General features: G+C 36.0%; 37 protein-coding genes. 6 read left to right on the top strand and 31 right to left on the bottom strand.

The features are described 5' to 3' along the window. Positions 1 to 30 precede the first annotated feature (30 nt). From C237_RS0104890 to C237_RS0104910, 6 genes are read left to right on the top strand one after another with little or no spacing between them, the layout of a single operon-like run. The gene (locus C237_RS0104890; RefSeq protein ID WP_018675379.1) at positions 31 to 552 is read left to right on the top strand and encodes a gamma carbonic anhydrase family protein; all 522 of its coding nucleotides are present in this window, start codon (positions 31 to 33) and stop codon (positions 550 to 552) included. Next, the gene (locus tag C237_RS15080) at positions 542 to 667 is read left to right on the top strand and encodes a hypothetical protein (protein WP_018675380.1); all 126 of its coding nucleotides are present in this window, start codon (positions 542 to 544) and stop codon (positions 665 to 667) included. The genes C237_RS0104890 and C237_RS15080 overlap by 11 nt, the downstream gene beginning before the upstream one ends. Positions 668 to 669: 2 nt before the next feature. After that, positions 670 to 918 carry a GNAT family N-acetyltransferase gene (locus tag C237_RS14940; RefSeq protein WP_245539704.1) on the top strand — a complete coding sequence of 83 codons (249 nt, stop codon included), beginning with the start codon at positions 670 to 672 and terminating at the stop codon, positions 916 to 918. A gap of 10 nt (positions 919 to 928) precedes the next feature. Then, the gene (locus C237_RS14945) at positions 929 to 1,099 is read left to right on the top strand and encodes a GNAT family N-acetyltransferase (protein ID WP_245539703.1); all 171 of its coding nucleotides are present in this window, start codon (positions 929 to 931) and stop codon (positions 1,097 to 1,099) included. Between the two features lie 54 nt (positions 1,100 to 1,153). Beyond that, positions 1,154 to 2,044, top strand: a complete 891-nt coding sequence (locus C237_RS0104905; RefSeq protein ID WP_018675383.1) for a YihY/virulence factor BrkB family protein — start codon at positions 1,154 to 1,156, stop codon at positions 2,042 to 2,044. Between the two features lie 39 nt (positions 2,045 to 2,083). Continuing rightward, complete coding sequence (locus tag C237_RS0104910) at positions 2,084 to 4,213, top strand: helix-turn-helix domain-containing protein (RefSeq protein ID WP_018675384.1); 2,130 nt, start codon at positions 2,084 to 2,086, stop codon at positions 4,211 to 4,213. Here the strand turns inward: C237_RS0104910 and C237_RS0104915 are convergent. The 31 genes from C237_RS0104915 to rplC all read right to left on the bottom strand — a co-directional run bounded on the left by C237_RS0104915 (position 4,210) and on the right by rplC (position 20,125). Continuing rightward, entirely contained in the window at positions 4,210 to 4,614 is a 405-nt protein-coding gene (locus C237_RS0104915) for a VanZ family protein (protein ID WP_033398647.1), read from the bottom strand. The genes C237_RS0104910 and C237_RS0104915 overlap by 4 nt on opposite strands. Before the next feature lie 78 nt (positions 4,615 to 4,692). Beyond that, complete coding sequence (gene ctlX, locus C237_RS0104920; RefSeq protein WP_018675386.1) at positions 4,693 to 5,619, bottom strand: citrulline utilization hydrolase CtlX; 927 nt, start codon at positions 5,617 to 5,619, stop codon at positions 4,693 to 4,695. Positions 5,620 to 5,711: 92 nt separating this feature from the next. Beyond that, complete coding sequence (msrB, locus tag C237_RS0104925) at positions 5,712 to 6,155, bottom strand: peptide-methionine (R)-S-oxide reductase MsrB (protein WP_018675387.1); 444 nt, start codon at positions 6,153 to 6,155, stop codon at positions 5,712 to 5,714. Positions 6,156 to 6,330: 175 nt separating this feature from the next. Continuing rightward, positions 6,331 to 6,837 (bottom strand): 50S ribosomal protein L17, encoded by a 507-nt coding sequence (gene rplQ, locus C237_RS0104930; RefSeq protein WP_018675388.1) that lies wholly within the window; start codon positions 6,835 to 6,837, stop codon positions 6,331 to 6,333. A gap of 9 nt (positions 6,838 to 6,846) precedes the next feature. Next, positions 6,847 to 7,842 carry a DNA-directed RNA polymerase subunit alpha gene (locus tag C237_RS0104935; protein ID WP_018675389.1) on the bottom strand — a complete coding sequence of 332 codons (996 nt, stop codon included), beginning with the start codon at positions 7,840 to 7,842 and terminating at the stop codon, positions 6,847 to 6,849. A gap of 28 nt (positions 7,843 to 7,870) precedes the next feature. Then, on the bottom strand, positions 7,871 to 8,479 hold the full coding sequence (rpsD, locus tag C237_RS0104940; protein ID WP_018675390.1) for a 30S ribosomal protein S4: 609 nt from the start codon (positions 8,477 to 8,479) through the stop codon (positions 7,871 to 7,873). Positions 8,480 to 8,538: 59 nt separating this feature from the next. Next, the gene (gene rpsK / locus C237_RS0104945) at positions 8,539 to 8,928 is read right to left on the bottom strand and encodes a 30S ribosomal protein S11 (protein ID WP_018675391.1); all 390 of its coding nucleotides are present in this window, start codon (positions 8,926 to 8,928) and stop codon (positions 8,539 to 8,541) included. Positions 8,929 to 8,940: 12 nt separating this feature from the next. After that, positions 8,941 to 9,318 carry a 30S ribosomal protein S13 gene (gene rpsM / locus C237_RS0104950; protein ID WP_018675392.1) on the bottom strand — a complete coding sequence of 126 codons (378 nt, stop codon included), beginning with the start codon at positions 9,316 to 9,318 and terminating at the stop codon, positions 8,941 to 8,943. A gap of 17 nt (positions 9,319 to 9,335) precedes the next feature. Beyond that, positions 9,336 to 9,452 (bottom strand): 50S ribosomal protein L36, encoded by a 117-nt coding sequence (gene rpmJ, locus C237_RS14215; RefSeq protein WP_083917639.1) that lies wholly within the window; start codon positions 9,450 to 9,452, stop codon positions 9,336 to 9,338. A 47-nt stretch (positions 9,453 to 9,499) separates the two neighbouring features. Then, entirely contained in the window at positions 9,500 to 9,715 is a 216-nt protein-coding gene (gene infA, locus C237_RS0104955) for a translation initiation factor IF-1 (RefSeq protein WP_004917349.1), read from the bottom strand. Between the two features lie 20 nt (positions 9,716 to 9,735). After that, positions 9,736 to 11,112: a preprotein translocase subunit SecY gene (gene secY, locus C237_RS0104960; RefSeq protein WP_018675393.1), complete on the bottom strand. Its 1,377-nt coding sequence runs from the start codon at positions 11,110 to 11,112 to the stop codon at positions 9,736 to 9,738. 8 nt (positions 11,113 to 11,120) lie between these two features. Further along, the gene (gene rplO, locus C237_RS0104965; protein WP_018675394.1) at positions 11,121 to 11,570 is read right to left on the bottom strand and encodes a 50S ribosomal protein L15; all 450 of its coding nucleotides are present in this window, start codon (positions 11,568 to 11,570) and stop codon (positions 11,121 to 11,123) included. An 83-nt stretch (positions 11,571 to 11,653) separates the two neighbouring features. Continuing rightward, the gene (gene rpmD, locus C237_RS0104970) at positions 11,654 to 11,830 is read right to left on the bottom strand and encodes a 50S ribosomal protein L30 (protein WP_018675395.1); all 177 of its coding nucleotides are present in this window, start codon (positions 11,828 to 11,830) and stop codon (positions 11,654 to 11,656) included. Between the two features lie 11 nt (positions 11,831 to 11,841). Beyond that, on the bottom strand, positions 11,842 to 12,363 hold the full coding sequence (gene rpsE / locus C237_RS0104975) for a 30S ribosomal protein S5 (RefSeq protein WP_018675396.1): 522 nt from the start codon (positions 12,361 to 12,363) through the stop codon (positions 11,842 to 11,844). 13 nt (positions 12,364 to 12,376) lie between these two features. Continuing rightward, positions 12,377 to 12,730 carry a 50S ribosomal protein L18 gene (gene rplR / locus C237_RS0104980; RefSeq protein WP_018675397.1) on the bottom strand — a complete coding sequence of 118 codons (354 nt, stop codon included), beginning with the start codon at positions 12,728 to 12,730 and terminating at the stop codon, positions 12,377 to 12,379. 11 nt (positions 12,731 to 12,741) lie between these two features. After that, on the bottom strand, positions 12,742 to 13,287 hold the full coding sequence (gene rplF, locus C237_RS0104985) for a 50S ribosomal protein L6 (RefSeq protein ID WP_018675398.1): 546 nt from the start codon (positions 13,285 to 13,287) through the stop codon (positions 12,742 to 12,744). Positions 13,288 to 13,304: 17 nt separating this feature from the next. Further along, entirely contained in the window at positions 13,305 to 13,703 is a 399-nt protein-coding gene (rpsH, locus tag C237_RS0104990; protein WP_018675399.1) for a 30S ribosomal protein S8, read from the bottom strand. 101 nt (positions 13,704 to 13,804) lie between these two features. Then, positions 13,805 to 14,074, bottom strand: coding sequence for a 30S ribosomal protein S14 (rpsN, locus tag C237_RS0104995; protein ID WP_004917337.1), 270 nt, complete (start codon positions 14,072 to 14,074; stop codon positions 13,805 to 13,807). Positions 14,075 to 14,076: 2 nt separating this feature from the next. Next, a complete protein-coding gene (gene rplE, locus C237_RS0105000; RefSeq protein ID WP_018675400.1) occupies positions 14,077 to 14,628 on the bottom strand; it encodes a 50S ribosomal protein L5 in 552 nt (183 codons plus the stop codon). Between the two features lie 9 nt (positions 14,629 to 14,637). Continuing rightward, positions 14,638 to 14,958 carry a 50S ribosomal protein L24 gene (rplX, locus tag C237_RS0105005; protein WP_018675401.1) on the bottom strand — a complete coding sequence of 107 codons (321 nt, stop codon included), beginning with the start codon at positions 14,956 to 14,958 and terminating at the stop codon, positions 14,638 to 14,640. A gap of 20 nt (positions 14,959 to 14,978) precedes the next feature. Then, the gene (gene rplN / locus C237_RS0105010; RefSeq protein ID WP_018675402.1) at positions 14,979 to 15,347 is read right to left on the bottom strand and encodes a 50S ribosomal protein L14; all 369 of its coding nucleotides are present in this window, start codon (positions 15,345 to 15,347) and stop codon (positions 14,979 to 14,981) included. Continuing rightward, positions 15,347 to 15,601: a 30S ribosomal protein S17 gene (gene rpsQ, locus C237_RS0105015; protein ID WP_018675403.1), complete on the bottom strand. Its 255-nt coding sequence runs from the start codon at positions 15,599 to 15,601 to the stop codon at positions 15,347 to 15,349. Before rpsQ ends, rplN begins: the two co-directional genes overlap by 1 nt. A 15-nt stretch (positions 15,602 to 15,616) precedes the next feature. Further along, positions 15,617 to 15,805, bottom strand: coding sequence for a 50S ribosomal protein L29 (gene rpmC, locus C237_RS0105020; RefSeq protein ID WP_018675404.1), 189 nt, complete (start codon positions 15,803 to 15,805; stop codon positions 15,617 to 15,619). Between the two features lie 11 nt (positions 15,806 to 15,816). After that, positions 15,817 to 16,242 carry a 50S ribosomal protein L16 gene (gene rplP, locus C237_RS0105025; RefSeq protein WP_018675405.1) on the bottom strand — a complete coding sequence of 142 codons (426 nt, stop codon included), beginning with the start codon at positions 16,240 to 16,242 and terminating at the stop codon, positions 15,817 to 15,819. A 111-nt stretch (positions 16,243 to 16,353) separates the two neighbouring features. Then, entirely contained in the window at positions 16,354 to 17,046 is a 693-nt protein-coding gene (gene rpsC / locus C237_RS0105030; RefSeq protein ID WP_018675406.1) for a 30S ribosomal protein S3, read from the bottom strand. 7 nt (positions 17,047 to 17,053) lie between these two features. Next, positions 17,054 to 17,458 (bottom strand): 50S ribosomal protein L22, encoded by a 405-nt coding sequence (gene rplV, locus C237_RS0105035; RefSeq protein ID WP_018675407.1) that lies wholly within the window; start codon positions 17,456 to 17,458, stop codon positions 17,054 to 17,056. Positions 17,459 to 17,463: 5 nt separating this feature from the next. Further along, a complete protein-coding gene (gene rpsS, locus C237_RS0105040; protein WP_018675408.1) occupies positions 17,464 to 17,742 on the bottom strand; it encodes a 30S ribosomal protein S19 in 279 nt (92 codons plus the stop codon). A gap of 2 nt (positions 17,743 to 17,744) precedes the next feature. Next, entirely contained in the window at positions 17,745 to 18,566 is an 822-nt protein-coding gene (gene rplB, locus C237_RS0105045) for a 50S ribosomal protein L2 (RefSeq protein WP_018675409.1), read from the bottom strand. A gap of 18 nt (positions 18,567 to 18,584) precedes the next feature. Further along, positions 18,585 to 18,875 carry a 50S ribosomal protein L23 gene (gene rplW, locus C237_RS0105050; protein ID WP_018675410.1) on the bottom strand — a complete coding sequence of 97 codons (291 nt, stop codon included), beginning with the start codon at positions 18,873 to 18,875 and terminating at the stop codon, positions 18,585 to 18,587. A 3-nt stretch (positions 18,876 to 18,878) separates the two neighbouring features. Continuing rightward, positions 18,879 to 19,508, bottom strand: coding sequence for a 50S ribosomal protein L4 (gene rplD, locus C237_RS0105055; protein ID WP_018675411.1), 630 nt, complete (start codon positions 19,506 to 19,508; stop codon positions 18,879 to 18,881). Continuing rightward, positions 19,499 to 20,125 (bottom strand): 50S ribosomal protein L3, encoded by a 627-nt coding sequence (gene rplC, locus C237_RS0105060; protein ID WP_026315503.1) that lies wholly within the window; start codon positions 20,123 to 20,125, stop codon positions 19,499 to 19,501. The genes rplD and rplC overlap by 10 nt, the downstream gene beginning before the upstream one ends. Positions 20,126 to 20,162: the final 37 nt, after the last annotated feature.

A 20,162-nucleotide genomic window follows, 5' to 3' on the forward strand; every position in this document is an offset into this window, starting at 1 on the left:
TTTTAACTTAACCTTCATATTTTTAAAATTATGGCATTGATTAGACCACTTTTAGGACATACTCCAAAGATTGGAACTCACACTTTTTTAGCCGAAACCGCCACCATTATTGGACAGGTAGAAATGGGCGAAAATTGTAGCATTTGGTACAACGCGGTAATCCGTGGCGATGTTCATTATATAAAAATGGGAAATAAAGTGAATGTCCAAGATAATGCGATGCTCCATTGCACTTATGAAAAATTTCCACTCAACATTGGAAATAATGTATCTATTGGGCATAATGCCATCGTCCACGGCTGCACCATCTATGATAATGTTTTGATTGGCATGGGTGCCATCGTTATGGACAACTGCATCGTAGAAAGTAACTCTATCGTGGGAGCTGGCTCGGTAGTGACGCAAGGAACGCATATAAAATCTGGGGAAGTTTGGGGCGGTATTCCTGCAAAGAAAATCAAAGCCATCTCACCAGAACTTTTGGAAGGCGAAGTCCACAGAATTGCTAATAATTATGTAAAATATTCAAACTGGTACAAAGATGAACAATAATCCACAGCCTCAACTAGAGACAGAGCGCTTGCTACTAAACGCCATTCAGAAATCTGATACAGAACGCTTGGTGGCTATCCTCAAGCCAGCGAAGCCTATTCCAAAAACACACTAAATATTCCCTATCCCTATGAGGAAAAAGATGCGGAATTCTTCTATAATTTAGCCCAAACTGTTTTTGAAAATCATACTGGTATTATTTTTGCCATTAGGGAAAAGGCTTCTCAATTATTGGTCGGCGCGATTGGTTTGCACGATATCAATACACATCAAAAAGCCGAAGTTGGCTATTGGATTGCGGAAGATTATTGGGGAAAAGGCTATGCCAAAGAAGCACTAAAAAGTGTACTGCATTTTGGTTTTTGAAGATTTAAAATTGAATAAAATCTACGCCACCCACAATACCGATAATACAAAGTCGGGTAAAGTAATGGTAGCCTGTGGTATGAAACAAGAAGGCTTTTTAGAAGAAGAATTTTATAAACAAGGGAAATTTTTGGATGTGTACCGCTACGCCATTTTAAAACGAGATAAAAATTCTATTTAAATTTATAGTTTTCTCATTTTGAGAATACATTAATGTTGATGAATATTAATACTTATGAAACACCTTAAATCTTTTTGGAATATTATAAAAGAAACTTTTAGCCAGTGGAAACAGTCTTCTGCCTCTAGAGATAGTGCCAGTTTAGCCTATTATGCCCTATTTTCGTTACCAGGGTTGCTTATTATCATCATTTGGATAGCAGGATTATTTTTAGGGGATACCAATGTACGCCAAGAACTTTTAGGCAAAATGAGCGACATGATTGGCAAAAATACTGCAGAAAACTTCACCAATATCATTACCAATGCTATGGCAGATGGCAAAAACTTTTGGATGAAAACCATAGGGGTTTTAGCCTTAATATTTGGGGCAACTACTCTATTTTTCTATCTACAACAATCGCTGAACAGAGTTTGGGGGATTAAAGAAAATCCTAAAAGCTCCATCAAAGATTATCTGAAAGATAGAGGTATGGCATTTCTTTTAATCATCGTAATTTCCTTATTATTTTTGGTTAATTTATTAGCGTCTTCCTTTCTATCTGCTTCTAATGATTGGCTGGTTTCTCATTTTGGGGAAAGCGTTACCATATTATTTTCGGTGGCAAGTTTTGTATTTAGCTTTTTATTGATGGCACTTTTGTTTATGTTTATATTCAAATATATGCCAGACATCAATATTTCTTGGAAAGCGGTTTGGATAGGGGCCCTACTCACGGCAGTATTATTTGAAATTGGTAAGTTCCTTATCGGGTTGTATTTCCAGTACTCTAAACCCTCATCCGTATTTGGTACCGCAGGTTCAGTGATTTTAGTGATTATGTGGATTAATTATGTTTGTCAAATTTTATTTTTCGGAGCGGTATTTACCAAAGTTTATGCTCAGAAAAACAACTATGAAATCACGCCTTCTAAAGATGCCGAATGGATTAATTCCCCTAGTTAAATTCCATTGACTTTGCATAAATTTCCGTATTTTCGCTTTATGAATTCGGAAATTTTTCAACTTTTAGAGTTTACCCATCGCTCGGTATTTCTTACAGGTAAGGCAGGAACAGGAAAAACCACTTTCCTCAACCATTTTGTACGCCAAACCAAAAAGAACCATATCGTACTAGCCCCTACGGGAATTGCTGCGATTAATGCGGGTGGTGTGACGATTCATTCTATGTTTGGGTTGCCGCTTCGCCCTTTTCTTCCTACACACGAAAGGGTAGATGAAAATCTTGGCAATAATATTTCCGATTTATTTAAACACTTTAAATTCCGAAAAAACAAACTCAAACTTTTAAGAGAAGTTGAAATCATCATTATTGATGAAGCCTCTATGCTCCGAGCCGATGTTCTGGATATGATGGATTTCGCCCTGCGACACATCCGAAGAAATACACAGCCCTTTGGTGGTGTACAAATGTTATTTATAGGGGATTTACACCAACTACCACCCGTTGTAAGAGACGAAAACTTATTGAAACTCTACTACGATACGCCATTTTTCTTTAGTGCTAAAGGGCTAGCCGATATGGATTTGGTAACTATTGAACTCACAAAAGTATATCGCCAGAAAGATGAAACTTTTCTTTCTATCCTTAATGAAATTCGAGAAGGAAAGCTCAGCGATGCCCACCACCAGTTGCTCAATTCACGCTATATAGAGGATTTTGAACCCAAAGATAAAACCTATGTCTACCTTACTTCACACAACCGAATGGCAGATAGCATCAACCAAAAGCGACTAAAAGAACTGAAAGGGAAATCCTATCAATATAAAGCTGAGGTAAAAGACGATTTTAGAGAAAACCAATATCCCAATGAGGAAATTTTGGAACTGAAAGTAGGGGCTCAAGTAATGTTTATACGAAATGACGCCAGCGGCGAACGCCGTTATTATAATGGAAAACTCGCCGAAGTTACCGCACTGAGCCACGATGAAATTCAAGTATTAATAGAAGGCGACGACGAAACTTATACCCTAAAAAAGGAAACTTGGGAAAATAAACGCTATAACCTAAAACCCGATAAAAGTATCGACGAAGAAGTTTTAGGAAGTTTTACCCAATATCCTATTCGGTTGGCTTGGGCAGTAACCATACACAAATCACAGGGCTTAACTTTTGACCGTGTAATCATCGATGCTGGGCAGTCATTTGCCTCTGGGCAAGTCTATGTAGCACTATCTAGATGTAGAACTCTAGAAGGTATTGTTCTTAAATCTAAAATTTCGCAAGAGGTTATTTTTAATGATGGTAGGGTAAATCAATTTCAGCAGCACACCAATGCTAATGAACGCATCACAGAAATCATTAACACAGAAAAATACGATTATGCCATCAACAAAGTCTTATCCAAAATGGACTGCAATTGGTTTCAAAAAGCCGTGGAACAATGGCACAACCAAGCCTTAGTCACTAGAGATTTGAATAAAAAAAAAGCCGAAGCCCTCTATGTTTCCATTCAGCCAACGCTTAAAAATTGGATAGAAATTTTTAATAAATTAGAACGCATTCTAAAACAAAAAACCTATAAACTTTCTCGAAATGAAGATACTTGGCAATCCATAGAAGATAAAGTAAAAGGAGCTGTTAATTTCTTTTTTAAAGAAATAAGCACTCATTTCTTTAGACCTATGAAAGCGTTCTATGCTGAAACCAAAGGCGGAAAAGGGCTCAAAGCCTACAATGAGGAAATCCGTACACTATTAGACGATTTAGAGGATTACCTTAATGATTTAAAAGAGGCTTACCTGATGGATACGCCACTTTTCAACCCAGACAATGACGCGTCTATCTCAACGGAAGTAAAAAAAGTACCTACGCACATCTTGACTTATCAACTTTTTGAAGAGGGAAAAACCATTGGCGAAATTGCAAAACAAAGAGGTTTGGTTACTTCTACTATATACGGACATCTAGCAAAATTTGCAGAACAAGGGCTTTTAGATTTAACTAGAATTTTACCTCAAGAGAAAATCAATACTTTTAAATCTGCCTTTGAAACCCACCCACAAGAAAATCTTAACGATTGGAAAAAAATTCTTCCCGATGATTTTGAGTATCATGATATTCGGTTATTATGGAATCACTTTAGATTTTTAGCCGAAAAGGAACAAGGTTAAAGAGATTTCAATCTGTACCAAGTCATTAGTTTAAACCCTATGATTACCCCAATGGTATTAAGGATAATATCATCCACATCAAAAACGCCCAAACGGGTAAAATATTGTAATGCTTCCACGACCGTAATAGCCGATATAAAATCGATTACTAAAGGTTTTAGCTGTCTGTATTTAGGATAGACAAAGCCAACAGTACCGAATGGTATAAACATTACCACATTCCCTACAATATTGATAATAATAGATTTCCAAAGAATACTTTTTTTGATGAAAAGAATGGTAGAAGCCAAAGGTGCCAACCTTACAATATTCTGAGAATAAGGCGAACGATGCCACACAAACATAAGATAAAGCACAAATAGTGTGTATAACCCTAAACTTATTTTGCAGAACACTTTCATTAGCCCTTAACAAAAAAGGTTATTTAGATTAATCTTATTCTATCTAAATAACCTTATATTCTAATATCTTCTAATTAATTAGTTAGCTTTCGGTAAAAAAACTTCTGCCAACATACATCTGGCACTGCCGCCACCATTGGTTTCAATTGTAGTTAAATCCGAATAAAGAATTTCTGAATAGTTTTCAATTGCTTTAATTTGTTCTGGGGTTAAAGATTCATAAGCACTTTGGCTCATCACTAAAAATTTGTCCCCTTTTGAATTTCTCAATTGAAGCATATTCCCTGCAAAATTTTGCATTTGTGCTTCGGTAATGGCAATAATTTCTTTCCCCGATTTTTCAATTGTTTCTACAACATGCTGGCGTTCTTTTTCATCATCTATACTATCCAAACATATCACTACAAACTGGTCTGCCACACACATCATCACATTGGTATGATAGATGGGTAGCCTTTCGCCATCTGCCGTTTGGTAAGAATGAAATACAATTGGGGTATATCCAAATTTTTCACAAAACTGACGAAATAACCCTTCATCCAACCTTAGGGAAACAGAACCATATGCCAGTTGATGATCATGGTCAAAAATCATACTTCCCGTACCTTCTAAGAATACATCGTCTTTTTCGGATACCGTTAAGTCCACAATTTCCTTGACTTCAAACCCTTGATTTTTTATTGTATCAATGATATCGCCTCTTCTTTCGTCTCTACGATTGGGCGCATACATAGGATAAAGCACCACTCTACCATCAGCACCGAAACTCACCCAGTTATTTGGGAATATAGAATCTGGCGTATGAGGTTCTAGCGTGTCCTTCACGCTAATGACTTCTATCCCCTTACTTCTCAACTTAGAAACGAATTGTTGAAACTCTTCTAAAGCCTTGGGTTGCGTCGTTTTATTTTCAGAATCTACTTGGAAATAATTGTTTTCTGCGGTTTGTGCGTTGTATCCGAACGCCACAGGTTCTACCATTAAAACAGTTTGAGCTATTTGCATTGAAAAAAATTTTCGCAAAGATAATATTTTGGCTATTGCATTACAATAACTTCAAGCAGTTTATTTCTAAAATATTACAGAAAGAAAATTAACTAAGTTTTTGAAGGCTCAAAATGAAGGCTTACAGAGTTCATACAATAGCGAACGCCAGTAGGTGGAGGTCCATCATTAAAAACATGACCTAAATGAGCATCACATCGTTTACATACCACTTCAATACGCTCCATGCCGTGAGAAGAATCTCTTTTGTATTTCACGCCATTTTTATCAGCTTCAAAAAAACTAGGCCATCCGCAAGTGGATGCAAACTTAGCATCAGACTTAAATAAGTGATTACCACAAGCCGCACAATAATAATCTCCTTTCTGGTCAAAATCATTATAAACTCCAGTAAAAGGGCGTTCGGTAGCAGCTTCTCTAGCCACTTGGTAAAGTTCTGGTGACAGTACCTTCTTCCACTCTTCATTACTTAAATTGAGCGAGGTGGTATCTGTTTTAGAGTAATAAGGATTCTGTTGTGATGGTTTCTGTTCCATAGGAGTCGGGGTTTGATTGCTACATTGGTAAAATACGAACCATAATATAATGGTGCCTATTAAAAATCGTATATTCATAATGACAAATATAGGATTTTTTCTTTTATTAATCTTAACAACAAAAATCCCAAACCTGAAAACTCAAGTTTGGGATTTTAAATAGTATAGAAAAATCTTATTCTTCAGATTTTTCCTCAGCAGCAGGTGCTTCTGGAGCTTCCTCTACTTTAGTGTCTTGTGCAACAGTTTCTACTTTTTTAGCACTAGATTTTCTACGACCTCTTCTAGTAGATTTTTTCTCTACTTCGTTAGGGTTATAAAGCTCGTTGAAATCAACCAACTCTATCATCGCCATATCTGCCGCATCACCTAGTCTAAAACCAGTTTTAATAATTCTGCAGTATCCACCATTTCTTTCAGCTATTTTTGGAGCTACTGTTCTGAATAGTTCACTTACTGCATATTTATTTTGTAGGTAAGAGAATACTACTCTTCTGTTGTGTGTAGTATCTTCTTTAGACTTAGTCAAAAGCGGCTCAATATACATTCTAAGTGCTTTTGCTTTCGCTACCGTTGTGTTTATTCTTTTATGTTCAATTAGGGAACACGCCATATTAGAAAGCATTGCTTTTCTATGAGGTGCTGTTCTACCTAAGTGATTGAATTTTTTTCCGTGTCTCATTTTTAAGGATTATTTATCAGCGTCCAACTTATATTTACTTACATCAAACCCGAAGCTAAGTCCTTTAGAATGAACAAGCTCTTCAAGTTCTGTTAAAGATTTCTTACCGAAGTTTCTAAATTTCATCAAATCAGATTTACTGAAAGCTACCAATTCGCCAAGCGTTTCTACTTCAGCTGCTTTTAGGCAGTTTAGTGCTCTTACAGAAAGATCCATCTCTGCAAGTTTAGTTTTAAGTAGTTGTCTTGTGTGAAGGGTTTCTTCGTCGTACTGAATAGATGCTTTTACCGCTTCCGTCTCTAATGTAATTCTTTCGTCAGAGAATAGCATAAAGTGGTAAATTAAAATTTTAGAAGCCTCTATCAAAGCATCTTGTGGGGTAATAGAACCGTCTGTTTCTATATCTAGGATTAATTTTTCGTAATCCGTTTTTTGCTCTACACGGTAGTTTTCTATACTATATTTTACTTTCTTTATAGGCGTATAAATAGAGTCTATAGCGATAGTACCAAGTGGTGCATTGTTAGATTTATTTTGTTCAGATGGAACATAACCTCTACCTTTATTGATGCTTAAAGTCATTTCTAAATTTACATCTTTTGCAAGGTTACAAATTACCAACTCTGGGTTTAAGACTTCAAATCCTGAAATCGACTTTCCTAAATCGCCAGCAGTAATTTGCTTTAGATTAGAAAGTTTTGCCGTAACAGTTTCTGCTGGCTGATTTTCAGACTTAGCCTTTAAACGAAGTTGTTTTAGGTTGAGAATAATCTCTGTAACATCTTCGATAACGCCCGGAATGGTGGAAAATTCGTGCTCTACGCCTTCTATTTTTATTGATGTAATAGCATAACCTTCTAGAGAGTTGAGTAAGACTCTTCTCAAAGCGTGTCCGATAGTTAATCCGTAACCTGGCTCTAATGGGCGAAATTCAAATTGACCTTGAAAATCTGTAGAGTTGAGTAGGATTACTTTATCGGGTTTAATAAAATTTAAAATTGCCATAGTTTTGGGTTGAGCAAAAATTTGATGATTATTTAGAGTATAATTCGACGATTAACTGTTCTTTGATGTCCTCAGGAATCTGAATTCTTTCAGGGGCACTAGTAAAAGTACCTTCCTTAGTTTCATCATTAAACTGTAACCATTCGTAATTAGATTTTGATGCCAGAGCATCTTCAATCACATCTAGTGATTTAGACTTAGCTCTGATAGAGATTTTATCACCAGCTTTTAGAGCGTATGAAGGAATATTTACAATTTCTCCATTCACTAAGATGTGTCTGTGTGATACTAATTGTCTCGCTGCTGCTCTAGTTTTAGCGAAACCTAATCTGTAAACAACATTATCCAATCTAGATTCGCAAAGTTGAAGTAGAACTTCACCAGTTACACCTTTGCTAGCGTGAGCTTTTTTAAACAAGTTAGAGAACTGTCTTTCTAGAATACCATAAGTATATTTAGCTTTTTGTTTTTCTGCTAACTGTACTGCATATTCAGATTTTTTAGCCCCTCTTCTCTTGTTTGGTCCATGTTGTCCAGGCGGTTGATTTTTTCTTCTTTCGAAGTTTTTATCGTCTCCATAGATTGCCGCACCAAATTTTCTTGCAATCTTAGTTTTAGGTCCAATATATCTTGCCATATTTCTTTAATTATTTGATTTGAAGTACAACTCAAAAAAGTTGCGACTGCAAATATAGATTATACTCTTCTTCTTTTTGGTGGTCTACATCCGTTGTGTGGCATAGGTGTAACATCCACAATCTCGCTCACTTCGATACCAGAATTGTGAATAGATCTGATAGCAGATTCTCTACCTGCCCCAGGTCCTTTTACAAATACCTTTACTCTTCTAAGTCCAGCTTCGTGTGCTACTGCTGCACAGTTTTCAGCTGCCATTTGAGCTGCAAAAGGAGTGTTCTTTTTAGAACCTCTAAAGCCCATTTTACCAGCAGAAGACCAAGAGATAACCTCTCCGTTCTTATTAGTTAAAGAAATAATGATGTTGTTGAAAGTAGCTTGGATATGTGCCTCGCCAATTGCTTCAACTTTTACTTTTCTTTTTTTCGTTACTTTAGTTTGTTTTGCCATAATTCCTAACGATTATTTACTTGCCTTCTTCTTGTTAGCAACAGTTTTTCTTTTTCCTTTACGGGTTCTAGAATTGTTTTTCGTTCTTTGGCCTCTTAAAGGTAATCCCAGTCTGTGACGTATTCCTCGTTGGCATCCTATATCCATCAATCGCTTGATGTTTAATTGCACTTCAGAACGTAATTCTCCTTCAACTTTGATGTTGTCTGAGATGTAGTTTCTGATAGCAGCCAATTCATCGTCATTCCATTCGTTGACTTTCTTGTCTTCGCTGATTCCAGCGTTCTTCAAAATTTCCGACGCGGTGCTTCTCCCTATTCCGTAGATATAGGTAAGTCCTATAACGCCTCTTTTGTTTTTTGGTAAATCAATACCTGCAATTCTCGCCATAATTTAATTTTGCTAAATTAGCCTTGTCTTTGTTTAAATTTAGGGTTCTTTTTGTTAATCACATACAGAATACCTTTTCTTCTTACGATTTTGCATTCTGCACTTCTCTTCTTAATTGATGCTCTTACTTTCATAATTTTTTCTTTATGCGATAAACCTATTAAAAGGATTATTGCTTTGGTTAATATCTAAATGTAATTCTGCCTTTAGACAAATCATAAGGGGAAAGTTCCAATTTCACTTTGTCTCCAGGAAGAAGTTTTATATAGTGCATCCTCATCTTACCAGAAATATGAGCGATGAGGACATGCCCATTTTCTAGTTCTACTCTAAACATAGCGTTGGATAGTGCTTCCACTATCACGCCATCTTGTTCAATATGTTTTTGTTTCGCCATAATATAAAATCTATCTTTTATTATTTAGTGGTTCTCGAAAGTTTAGACTTCATTAAACCATCAATATTGTGACTCAACAAATAAGTATTGATTTGCTGTACTGTATCTAGAATTACCCCAACCATAATCAACAGTGAAGTCCCTCCAAAAAACAGAGCAAATCTATCTGTCTGCACAAAACTTCCATGCACAATTGCAGGAAGGACTGCAAAGATAGACAAAAATATCGCACCAGGCAAAGTTATTTTAGATAAAATATCATCTAAATAGTCTGCGGTCTCTTTTCCAGGTCGTACTTTAGGGATTAATCCACCATTTCTCTTCAAATCATCTGCCATTTGATTTACAGGAATTGTAATCGCAGTGTAGAAAAATGAGAAGATTATAATCAGTATCGCAAACAATACATTGTATTGCCAACTGAATACATTTTTAAATCCTGCTAAAAAGGTGTTGGATTCATCAAACTTAGTTAAGAGTCCTGGAACAAACATCAACGCTTGAGCAAAGATAATCGGCATTACACCAGAAGCATTCACTTTTAATGGAATCCATTGTCTTGCCCCTTGCATTAAGTTTTTATTAACTCCACCTCTAGCCTGTGCTCTACTTACATACTGAATAGGAATTTTTCTTACCGCTACAGAAAGAATAATTGCTAATAGTACAACCAATAACCAGAATAGGATTTCCACTAAAATCATAATCGTTCCCATTCCACCTTTACCCGTTTGGGTTGTTACTTCTTGTACAAAAGCCATTGGTAAGTCGGCTAAAATCCCCACCATAATCAAGATGGAAATACCATTACCAATTCCTTTATCTGTAATTTTTTCTCCTAACCACATCGCAAATACAGAACCTGCCACCAAGATTACAATACTTGGTAACCAAAACATAATAGAGGTAGGCTCCACATAATAAGCGGAAGCGAAGTTAGAATAAGGTAAAAATAATCCTGTGATAGAACCTAAATAAGATGGTGCCTGAACCAAACATACCGCAATGGTAAGCCAACGCGTAATCTGATTTAAGGTATTTCTACCCGACTCTCCATCTTTCTGTAGTTTCTGTAAGTAAGGAATAGCCATCCCCATCAACTGAACAATGATGGATGCAGAGATATACGGCATAATCCCTAACGCCATAATGGAAGCACGACTAAACGCACCTCCAGTAAATGACGATAGTAAACCTAATAAACCTGCACCTTGCTTGCTACCTCCTTGGTTTTGATACTGCTGCAATAGCGTACCAACTTCCGTCATGTTGATAGCAGGTAGTGAGATATAGGATGCGAATCTATACACCAATATCATTCCTAGAGTAAAGAGAATTTTTTCTCTAAGCTCCTTAAGATTCCAAATATTTTTGAGTGTTTGTATAAATTCTTTCATTGTAAAAATTATAGGGTAACGGCTTTACCTCCTGCTTTATTAATAAGCTCTTCGGCAGATTTAGTAAATTTGTGTGCTGAAATAGATACAGCGGATTTCAACTCTCCTCTACCCATGATTTTGATTAAATCATTTTTAGAAGCTAATCTATATTCTACTAAAACATCTTTAGTAATATCTCCAGATACATTTTTAGTATCAATTAAGTTTTGAATAACATCTAAATTGATGGCTCTGTATTCTTTCCTGTTGATATTATTAAATCCAAATTTAGGTAATCTTCTTTGTAAAGGCATTTGTCCACCCTCGAAACCTATTTTCATAGAGTAACCAGAACGAGACTTTTGTCCTTTGTGTCCTTTTGTGGAAGTACCACCTTTACCACTACCTTGTCCTCTACCGATTCTTTTAGAATTGTGGGTAGAACCACTAGCTGGTTTAATATTATTTAAATTCATTATTTTTAGATTTGAGATTTCAAGATTTGAGAAACTGAAATTTAAGACTTGCAATGCTTAAATCTCATCTCTCCTCTATATTTCTATTTTTGAACTTCTACTAAGTGGCTTACGGTTGCAATCATTCCAAGGATTGCAGGGGTAGCCTCATGTTCTACTACTTGGTGTAACTTTTTGAATCCTAAAGCTTCAAGAGTTCTCTTTTGAGTTTTAGTTCTACCAATAGCACTTTTAACTTGTTTTACTTTAACTGTTGCCATGTTTCAAAAAATTAACCGTTAAACACTTTATCTAATGTCACTCCTCTCATTCTTGCAATTTCTTCAGGTCTTCTGATATCCAATAATGCTTTGAAAGTAGCTTTCACCACATTGTGAGGGTTAGAAGAACCTTTAGATTTTGAAAGGATATCGTGTACACCTGCAGATTCTAGTACCGCTCTTACTGCACCACCTGCAATTAATCCTGTACCGTGTGCTGCGGGTCTTAAAAAGATGTTTGCACCACCGTATCTTGCTGAAGTTTCGTGAGGAATGGTGTGGTTGATAATTGGAACTTTCACTAAGTTTTTCTTAGCATCTTCTACCGCCTTAGAAATAGCAGAAGCTACCTCTTTGGACTTACCAAGACCATATCCAATTACGCCATCTTCATTTCCTACAACCACGATTGCAGAGAAACCAAACGCTCTACCACCTTTAGTTACTTTAGTAACTCTGTTTACAGCTACTAAACGATCTACTAGTTCTAGACCTCCAGGTTTTACTCTTTCTATATTATCTAATCCTAACATAATTTTTTAATTTTTAAAATTTCAAACCTCCTTCTCTAGCACCATCAGCAAGAGCTTTTACTCTACCATGATACACGAAACCATTTCTATCGAATACTACTTTTTCTATTCCTGCAGCCAATGCTTTTTCAGCAATTGCTTTACCTACAGCAGTAGAAATTTCTACTTTAGTACCTTTAGCATCTACGCCTTTTTCTCTTGAAGAAGCCTGAGCTAAAGTTTTACCATCATTATCGTCGATTAATTGAGCATAGATTTCTTTGTTACTTTTGTATACAGATAATCTAGGTGCTGCCTGAGTTCCAGAGATTTTTCCTCTTACTCTTTTCTTTATTCTTAATCTTTTCTGTTCTTTATTTAGTGCCATATTCTTAAATTTTAAGCAGATTTACCAGCTTTTCTTCTAATTTGTTCTCCTACAAATCTTACACCTTTTCCTTTATATGGCTCAGGTTTTCTGAAAGATCTGATTTTAGCAGCTACCATACCCAATAGTTGTTTGTCATAAGAAGACAAAGTAATAATAGGGTTTTTACCTTTTTCTGTCAAAGTATCTACTTTCACTTCATCTGGAAGTTCCATAATGATACCATGCGAGAAACCTAGAGCCAAATCAAGTCTTTGTCCTTGATGAGATGCTCTATAACCTACCCCTACAAGTTCTAATTTTTTAGTAAATCCTTCAGAAACACCAACCACCATATTGTTGATTAATGCTCTATAAAGACCATGTAGTGCTTTATGTTGTTTAGATTCAGATGGTCTACTTACAGAAAGTTCGCCATCTTTTTGTTCTACTGTAATACCTTCTTTAAGCTCCTGAGTCAATTCTCCTTTAGGACCTTTTACTGTTACTACACCATCTTTTTCAGTGATTGTAACATCGGAAGGGATTGTTATAATTGCGTTACCAATTCTTGACATTTTCCTTTAATTAAAAATTAATATACATAGCAGATTACCTCTCCACCTACTTTCTCTTGTCTCGCTTTTTTATCCGTCATTACCCCTTTAGAAGTAGAGATAATAGCCACACCTAGTCCGTTTAATACTCTTGGAAGTTCTGCTGAACCTTTGTACTGTCTAAGACCTGGTCTTGAAGCTCTTTGAATAGATTTGATGGCTGGTTTCCCAGTTTTCTTGTCGTATTTTAAAGCGATTTTGATATTCCCTTGTACAGCATTGTCTTCAAATTTGTAGTTTAGGATATATCCTTGATCAAATAAGATTTTAGTAATCTCCTTTTTGATTTTTGATGCAGGAATTTCCACCACTTTGTGGCCTGCGCTTTGTGCGTTCCTTACTCTAGTTAGGAAATCTGAAATTGGATCTGTTACCATGTTTCGTTTATTAAATTATTGGTTAATGATAATCAGTATTGGTTGCATTAAATCTGGGAAATAATCCAACCAACTTAATTATCTTGATTTGTTAAAAATTATTACCAACTTGCTTTTTTAACTCCAGGGATAAGACCTTGGTTGGCCATTTCTCTGAAAGTTACTCTGGAAATACCAAAAGTTCTCATATATCCTCTTGGTCTACCTGTTAGTTTACATCTGTTGTGTAGTCTTACAGGTGAAGCATTTTTTGGTAATTTTTGTAATGCTTCGTAATCTCCAGCTTCTTTTAGCGCTTTTCTTTTGGCAGCATATTTTGCTACTAACGCTTCTCTTTTGCGCTCACGCGCTTTCATTGATTCTTTTGCCATTCTTAGTTCTTTTTAAATGGTAAACCGAAGTGTGTTAATAATGCTTTCGCTTCTTTATCCGTCTGTGCAGTTGTAACGAAAGTAATGTCCATTCCTTGGATTTTCTTTACTTTATCGATTACAATCTCTGGGAAAATAATTTGCTCGGTAATACCTAAGTTATAGTTTCCTCTACCATCAAAACCATCAGCTTTGATTCCGTTGAAATCTCTAATTCTTGGTAAAGCAGAAGAAGTAAGTCTATCTAGAAACTCGTACATTTTATCTGCTCTTAGTGTTACCTTAGCACCGATAGGCATTCCTTTTCTTAATTTGAAAGACGCTTCGTCTTTCTTAGAAAGGGTACCTACAGCTTTTTGCCCAGTAATAGCGGTTAATTCTTCCACAGCATAGTCTACAATTTTCTTATCTGCAGTAGCTGCTCCCAAACCTTGAGATACAACGATTTTTTCTAATCTAGGCACTTGCATAATTGACTTGTACCCAAATTCTTCCATCATTGCAGGAACAATTTTCTCTTTATATAATTTTTTAGGTCTTGCTATATATTCCATCGTTGTATATTATAAAGATTTACCAGTAGTCTTTGCTACTCTTACTTTTTTATCTCCATCCATTTTGTAACCTACTTTAGTCGCTTTTCCGTTTTCATCCATCAAAGCCACATTAGAGATATGGATAGAAGCTTCTTTTTCTACGATACCACCTTGAGGGTTCGCTGCAGAAGGCTTCGTGTGTTTTTTTACAATGTTGATACCTGCAACAATTACTCTAGGACCTTTTCCTTCTTTTCTGATTACTTGAAGAACTTCCCCTTTGCTCCCTTTATTTTTTCCAGTGGTCACGATAACATGGTCACCTCTTTTAATTTTAACTTTAGTCATTGTCTTAAAATTTTTAAAAATTAAAGTACTTCAGGAGCTAATGAAATAATCTTCATGTATTCCTTATCTCTCAACTCACGAGCCACGGGTCCGAAAACACGCGTTCCTCTCATTTCACCAGCAGTGTTAAGAAGTACACATGCATTATCGTCAAAAGAGATGTAGGATCCATCTTTTCTTCTTACTGCTTTTTTAGTTCTTACCACTACGGCTTTAGATACTTGTCCTTTTTTTGCGTTTCCTGTAGGAGTAGAATCTTTGATAGTCACTACAATTTTATCACCCACAGATGCATATCTTCTTTTGGTCCCTCCCAAAACTCTGATTACTAATACTTCTTTTGCACCAGTATTATCAGCTACTTTTAATCTTGATTCTGTTTGTAACATTACTTAGCTCTTTCTATGATTCTTACTAATCTCCATCTTTTATTCTTACTCAAAGGTCTTGTTTCTTGGATTAAAACAGTATCACCTTCGTTGCATTCGTTGTTCTCGTCGTGTGCGGTATATTTTTTCGTTTTCATTACGAATTTACCGTACATCGGATGTTTCATTTTCATAGTTTCACTAACAACAATGGTTTTTTCCATTTTATTGCTCGAAACTACTCCGATTCTTTCTTTTCTTAAATTTCTTTCCATAATAAAATGAAATTCTTATTGTTGTTTCTTAGTTAGTTCAGTCTCAAGTCTCGCGATGTTCTTTCTCAAATCTCTGATTTGGATAGGATTTTCAATCGGGCTGATTCTGTGAGCTAATTTCAACTTGTTGTAAACTGCTCTATCTTCAGCCAATTTGTTTTTTAAATCCTCTACACTTAGATTTTTAATTTCAGTATTTTTCATATTATCAAAGATTATTGAGGTTTAACAAAATCATTCGCTACGACAAACTTAGTAACCACAGGAAGTTTCTGAGCAGCAAGCCTTAACGCTTCTTTTGCCACATCGTAAGGTACACCTCCGATTTCAAACATAATTTTGCCAGGTTTTACTACAGCTACCCAATATTCTACAGCACCTTTACCTTTACCCATCCTTACTTCGGCTGGTTTCTTAGTTACAGGTTTATCTGGAAATATTTTAATCCATAGTTGTCCCTCTCTTTTCATATATCTCGTTGCAGCGATACGCGCAGCTTCGATCTGTCTTGCAGTAATCCAAGCGCCTTCTGTCGCTTTGATACCGAATGTTCCGTAAGCAAGCCTATGTCCTCTGTTGGCATTGCCCTTCATTTTCATTTTCTGAACCTTACGGAATTTGGTTCTTCTTGGTTGTAACATAATTTTATATATTAGATGTTAGATGTTAGATGTTAGATTGAAAAAAATTAAATTCAGCTCTTGTAACGGAAGATCTAATTTCTAATTTCTATCTTCTAACTCCTAATTAAATTATTTTCTATCTCTTTTTCTTCCAGAAGGTTTTTTCTGTGTACCTACTAAAGGAGAAAGTTCTCTTTTTCCATACACTTCTCCTTTCATGATCCACACTTTTACACCTAATCTACCATAAGTAGTATGTGCTTCTGCAATGTGGTAATCTATATCTGCTCTGAAAGTAGATAATGGAATTCTTCCCTCTTTAAAAGATTCACTTCTTGCCATTTCAGCACCGTTTAGTCTTCCTGAGATTTGGATTTTAATTCCTTCTGCACCCATTCTCATCGCACTAGCAATAGCCATCTTAACGGCTCTTCTGTAAGAGATTCTGTTTTCGATTTGTCTTGCTACGCTATCCGCTACTAATACAGCGTCTAATTCTGGTCTTTTGATTTCAAAGATATTGATTTGAATATCTTTACCTGTTAATTTCTTAAGCTCTTCTTTCAGTTTGTCTACCTCTTGACCACCTTTACCGATGATTAATCCCGGTCTAGCAGTCGTAATAGTTACTGTAACGAGTTTAAGTGTTCTTTCTATATAAATTCTAGATACACCACCTTTGGATAATCTTGCTTCAAGATATCTTCTGATTTTGTAGTCTTCTGCGATTCTGTCTCCATAATCGTTACCACCAAACCAGTTAGAATCCCATCCTCTGATGATACCTAATCTATTACCAATTGGATTTGTTTTCTGTCCCATATCTTGATTATTGATTATCTGTTTTTGAACCTAATACTAATGTCACATGATTAGATCTTTTTCTAATTCTATGACCTCTACCTTGTGGTGCAGGACGCAATCTCTTCAATTGTCTTGCACTATCTACATATATTTCTTTTACAAAAAGGTTAGCCTCTTCGATATCTGCCCCTTCATTTTTGTTTTGCCAGTTAGCAATTGCAGAAAGAAGGAGTTTTTCTAATTTGTTAGAAGCTTCTTTTTTTGAATATTTAAGAATATATAATGCTTTATCTACATTTTCTCCTCTAATGATATCAGCAACGAGTCTCATTTTTCTAGGAGAAGATGGGCAATCATTAAGACGGGCTTTTACCACATCCTGATTCGCTACTTTGCGTGCTAATGCACTGTCTTGTTTTCTTTTTCCCATAATGATTATCTGCTACCTTTATTTTTGTTACCACTATGACCTCTAAAAGATCGTGTTGGAGAAAATTCGCCTAACTTGTGTCCTACCATATTTTCTGTAACATATACAGGGATAAAAGATTTCCCGTTGTGTACAGCTATAGTTTGACCTACCATGTCTGGAGAAATCATAGATGCTCTAGACCATGTTTTAATTACTGTCTTTTTACCAGACTCTATATTCGCTTGAACCTTCTTCTCTAATGAGTAGTGAATGTAAGGTCCTTTTTTAAGTGATCTTGCCATAATTATTTTCTTTTGGATACGATGTAACGGTTAGACACTTTATTTTTCTTTCTCGTCTTGTAACCTTTCGCTGGTTTACCGTTTCTAGATCTTGGGTGTCCACCTGAAGATCTACCTTCACCACCACCCATTGGGTGATCTACTGGGTTCATTGCTACTGCTCTAGTTCTTGGTCTTCTACCTAACCATCTGCTTCTACCTGCTTTACCAGATACTGTTAATTGATGGTCTGAGTTAGACACTGAACCGATGGTAGCCATACATTCTACTAAAATCATTCTTGATTCCCCTGAAGGTAACTTCACGATAGCAAATTTACCATCTCTAGAAGTTAATTGCGCTGATGAACCAGCACTTCTCGCTAAAATTGCCCCTTGTCCAGGTCTCAATTCGATGCAAGAAATTACAGTACCCAAAGGAATGTTTTTTAGTTTCATTGCGTTACCAACATCAGGAGTAGCCGAATCACCAGATACTACAGTTTGTCCCACTTTAATACCGTTTGGAGCGATCATATATCTTTTCTCTCCATCCGCATACTCAAGAAGTGCGATAAAAGCAGTTCTATTTGGATCGTATTCCACAGTTTTTACAGTTGCCTTAACATCAAATTTGTTTCTTTTGAAGTCAATGATTCTGTACTTTCTTTTGTGTCCACCTCCAGTGTAACGCATGGTCATCTTACCCGTATTGTTACGACCGCCTTTCTTCGAAAGACCTACAGTAAGGCTTTTCTCAGGTTTGTTGGTAGTAATCTCATCAAAATTGTTTACAATTCTGAATCTCTGTCCTGGGGTGATAGGTTTTAATTTTCTAACAGACATTACTATTATTTATAATTATTAATTAGTTGCAAAAATATCAATGAATTCACCTTCTACAAGCTGAACCATTGCTTTCTTTAGTTTATTGGTTTTCCCAATTTGAAGTCCCTTTTTAGTGTACTTGGCAGAAACTTTAGGCGCATAAATCATGGTTCTTACATCTGCTACCTTTACACTATAAGCTTCTTCTACAGCTTGTTTGATTTGGATTTTGTTCGCTTTAGTATCTACTAAGAAACTATAAACGCCTCTCAAATCAGACAAATTAGAAGCCTTTTCTGAAATAATTGGTTTTATGATTACTGACATGACTTATTTTCTTAAATTTTCTTGAAATTTCTCTACCGCACCTTCTAAGAATACCACTTCTCCAGCATTTACTAAATCGTAAGATGAAATCTCGTTAAACGTTTTCACTTGTGATTTTGGTAAGTTTCTAGAAGAAAGATATACATTCTTATTAGCTTCACCAAGGATGAATAAAGACTTTTTACCTTCTAAACCTAAAGCATTCACTACATTGATGAAATCTTTAGTCTTAGGCGCATCAAATGAAAAATCTTCTAACACCTTTACGCTATTATCTTTTACTTTCTGAGAAAGCACAGATTTTTTAGCTAATCTTTTAAGAGCTTTATTTAATTTGAATCTATAATCTCTTGGTTTCGGACCGAAAATTCTACCTCCACCTTTGAATATTGGCGACTTAATATCACCATATCTTGCAGAACCTGAACCTTTTTGCTTTTTAAGCTTTCTAGTAGAAGCGGTAATTTCGCTTCTTTCTTTAGCTTTATGCGTTCCTTGTCTTTGTGCAGCAAGGTATTGCTTAACTTCTAAGTAAACAGCGTGCTGGTTAGGCTCTATACCGAAAATCGCATCGTCTAAAGCGATGGTTCTTCCAGTTTCTTTTCCTGATGTATTTAATACTTTTAGTTCCATTTTCTGATAATTACATAAGAATTTTTAGCTCCTGGAACAGCACCTTTTACTACTAAAAGATTTTGTTCTTCATCTACTTTTAACACTTGAAGGTTTTGAACAGTCACCTGCTTACCTCCCATTCTACCTGCCATTCTCATCCCCTTGAATACTCTCGATGGGTCTGAACCTGCACCAATAGAACCTGGAGCTCTTAATCTGTTGTGCTGTCCGTGAGTTGCCTGCATTACACCACCGAAGCCGTGTCTTTTAACAACCCCTTGAAAACCTTTACCTTTAGAAGTTCCTGTAACATCTACATACTCTCCCTCTTTGAAAAGGTCTACCTTCACTTCATCTCCTACTTTAAGCGTATCAACAAATGCATGATAGAATTCTACCAACTTCGCTTTAGGAGTAGAACCAGCCTTTTTAAAATGACCAGCCAATGCCTTTCCGACATTCTTTTCACTCTTGTCATCGAAACCTAGCTGTACGGACTTATAGCCGTCAGTCTCTTCGGTTCTGACCTGTAAAACCGAGCATGGACCTGCTTGAATAACGGTGCAAGGAATATTTTTCCCAGCCTCGTCAAACAACGATGTCATACCGATTTTTTTTCCAATAATACCTGACATTATTAAAATTAATATAGTTAATTTATTCTTTTCGTCC

This window comes from Riemerella columbina DSM 16469 (assembly GCF_000374405.1).
In the GTDB taxonomy this organism is placed as follows: Bacteria; Bacteroidota; Bacteroidia; order Flavobacteriales; family Weeksellaceae; genus Riemerella; species Riemerella columbina.